This is a genomic window from Hydromonas duriensis (assembly GCF_004363775.1).
In the GTDB taxonomy this organism is placed as follows: domain Bacteria; phylum Pseudomonadota; class Gammaproteobacteria; order Burkholderiales; family Burkholderiaceae; genus Hydromonas; species Hydromonas duriensis.
This window is the reverse complement of the sequence record NZ_SNZE01000060.1, coordinates 1-2,942: the sequence shown is the minus strand read 5'-3', so window position 1 is coordinate 2,942 and position 2,942 is coordinate 1. Positions and strand designations below refer to the sequence as shown.

At 41.0% G+C, this 2,942-nt stretch carries 5 protein-coding genes; all 5 read right to left on the bottom strand.

Going from position 1 to position 2,942, the window contains the following annotated elements:
• Positions 1 to 24: 24 nt before the first annotated feature.
• Entirely contained in the window at positions 25 to 330 is a 306-nt protein-coding gene (locus DFR44_RS11215) for a transposase (protein WP_133620012.1), read from the bottom strand.
• A 15-nt stretch (positions 331 to 345) separates the two neighbouring features.
• Positions 346 to 477, bottom strand: coding sequence for a PAAR domain-containing protein (locus DFR44_RS11735; RefSeq protein ID WP_281275642.1), 132 nt, complete (start codon positions 475 to 477; stop codon positions 346 to 348).
• 39 nt (positions 478 to 516) lie between these two features.
• Complete coding sequence (locus DFR44_RS11210; RefSeq protein ID WP_133621653.1) at positions 517 to 1,227, bottom strand: hypothetical protein; 711 nt, start codon at positions 1,225 to 1,227, stop codon at positions 517 to 519.
• A gap of 52 nt (positions 1,228 to 1,279) precedes the next feature.
• Positions 1,280 to 1,948: a hypothetical protein gene (locus DFR44_RS11205; RefSeq protein WP_133621652.1), complete on the bottom strand. Its 669-nt coding sequence runs from the start codon at positions 1,946 to 1,948 to the stop codon at positions 1,280 to 1,282.
• A gap of 1 nt (position 1,949) precedes the next feature.
• On the bottom strand, positions 1,950 to 2,942 hold a 993-nt coding region (locus DFR44_RS11200; protein ID WP_133621651.1), incomplete at its 5' end, for a LysM peptidoglycan-binding domain-containing protein.

Genomic DNA, 2,942 nt, shown 5'->3' with positions numbered 1-2,942 from the left:
CGTCCTGACCAATCATTGCGTACTTTACGGTTTCAGGCTCGCAAAGTACGCGCTTGCCTTTTTTAGGAATTCAATCTCCCGCTTGCGCAAATCAAGCTCTTTATGAGCGGCTTTGAGTTGACGCTCTAATGTTTGATAGTCTTGGCGACTTGGGCTTTGGCCTTTGGTTGAGGCAGCTTTAGGATTCTTCATGGTTTCATAAATCCAGTTCGTTAATGTACCGTAGTTTATACCCAAATCTCGAGCCACTTCCGCGTAACTCAGCTCTCCTGATAATGCTAAACTCACTGCCTCAGCTTTGAATGAGTCATCGTAACGATTGCGTTGCATTTGACACCTCTCTTTTTACGTTAAAAGGTGTCCGTCAATTCGAGGGCAGATCACAGGTACGTCCTCCACATGAAATGTTGGTGAAGCGGTAATGATTTTACCGCCGTGGTCTGAAGTGTCGCCTAGGCGGGCTACTGGATATGACATTTGATTTTCCTCCAAATAAATCATTCATAAATTTTCGCACTAGGCCGCAGTAACTACGGTATTTGGTGCGCCGCTTTCACTGCCATACATTGTTTTTTGTTGAATCTTAGGCTCATTCGTTGCAATATTTATGCCTACATATAACTCTTTGTATCGTTCTGTATTTTTAGGCCTTGCCACCATTCGCATACGATTCAAAGAGTACATTCGATTTCGGACAATACCTTGCAATCCTTTAATTTTTGCATCACGCCCAAGCCAAGGGTTAAAACGGTCATAACCTGGAATATCAAATAATGGGTTTCCAACTAGATTAGCATCATCTCGATTATTAATAGGAACATGGTCTCCAACAAACCCAAGAGGGTTAAGTCCTGCCACCTCCAAAGCACGCCATGTGAAAGTAATACACATATTGCTCGCACCATTGTAATTCATATTGAAGCCGTAACTTTCTGGGTACATTCCGAAATCAAGCAAGGTCTTATACTCAGCAGCTGATACTTGTATATCACGTATGTATCTACGGTCTGCATAATGCCATTCATCTCTTGTAAAGACTTTACCTGGGCCAAAAGCCTGCCCTCCTTTAATAGGTGCAAATCCAAAGCTATAAACACTGCCATTTGGCTCGGTTAAAGTATAAAACATATGTCCCGTAACAGACTGCGTGCTCTTATCCTCTGGTTCGTCACCTTGGCCAACGTTTAATGGTGACAATTGACTTGCGATTCGGATAGACATTTTCATGATGATTTCCTATATATGGCACTGTTCCTTTACTTAAAGGTACAATGATTTCTTAATATTCGCCAGTTGAAGAGGCCGTAAAAATAATATGCTTATCTTTAAAAAAGGGCATATCACTCATCGTTTTTACAGTTAAACGATACAACCCTTTCGGTTGCGGTGGGATTCGGATCAAAAAGCGCTCATGTGATGTAGCATGCAGTATTAACCCAGGACGCTTGCCTTGTATCGCAGGCCCCCGCTGCCCCGTAGCGCCATAATTCCCTTTGCCATTTGATTTCATTAAATCGGCAGGGCGTTCAAAAATTAAAGTTTCCTTTTGTAGTAGCCCATCTTTGTTCATAGCTTCTATTCTTGTTAGACGAATTAAAAAGGGGCTAATATCGAGATTGCTTAACTGGTCAATTTGACGGCGAACCTCTTTTTCCTCAGGAGTGAGGTTTTCCTGGTCATATGTCACAGGGTCTTCATTTCCTGTTGGCTCTACTACCCAAGCCACTCCTGCATAAAAAGGATATTTTAAATCCGAGTCTTTAACAAAAGTCAATGAGGCTTCACTGCCTTTGAGTTCAGGATGCAAATAATCAACTTCAGCTGGGTATGTCGGTATCGCTGGTATTTCAGAAGATTTTGCCGTGCAACCAGAGCAAAATAATAGCGCAGATATTAATGCTGAGCGAGTAACTTTCTCTCGCACACGACACAAGATATTTAATTTCATTTTATGATTTCCTATTTGATTGAGGAGGGACTTGAATAACTTGTCCTTTCGTAAGTGCTGGATACACAGGTTTACTATAATCATCAATATCTGAATTCATAGCTAATAAACTGATTGGTGTTGTTCCGTATTTTTCTGCAATAGAAGCAAATGTTTCTCCATCTTGTACTTCGTAGGTTCCTCTCCAATAGTCGCCTTTTTCACCGTCAGGTAATAGCTCAAATTTATAAACTTTTTTTGGACTTATTAAAGATACTTCAGATATTCCAGCTATATCTGTCATATTCAACGCTAACCCTAACGTTTGGGTTGGGAATTTCTCAACCCACAGTTCTAATACACCAGTCCCTGATGTTGTCACATTTACTTTATCGCCATTAAATTGACCTGCTTTGACCACTGAGCCGTTAGTGCGAAACTCATACCTTAAATCTTTTATTGGGTCACCCATAAAGTCTTTTAATTCAAATTGGATACTATTTGTCAATGTAGCTTCTGTTTTAACGCTATACGCCCAATTATCTCCCGTACTAACCAAAAGTTTAGCGTTTTGTTGTTTGTTAGAAAAAATTCTTGCTGTTCTGCCATGCTCATCAAATGTACCTGAAGAAACAGTTTTATCATCTAAAATTGCTGTGTATTTAATTTGTGAAAAATCACGTCCTGCAAGAATGTCATATAAATCAAGCCGATTACTAAATGCAGGTTTTGGCATTTTGGGAGAAGCATAATCCAGCCCTTTCTCTCCAGGCAAATTATGGCTACCCGCATGCGCTTTCCAAAACCCCAGCGTCCCATGCTCAATCCCACCTGCATTTATGCGGATATAGCTGCCCCCTGAAGTAATCAACACTTCCTTCTTCGCCGCAATCTCAATCGACTCCTTAGCACTAATCAACTTCATCACTTTATCCGCAATGATTTCGATGTTATCACTCTGCGCTTGAATCTCCACTTTCCCCTTGGCCGCAAACAGTTTCATCCCCAGTGTTTG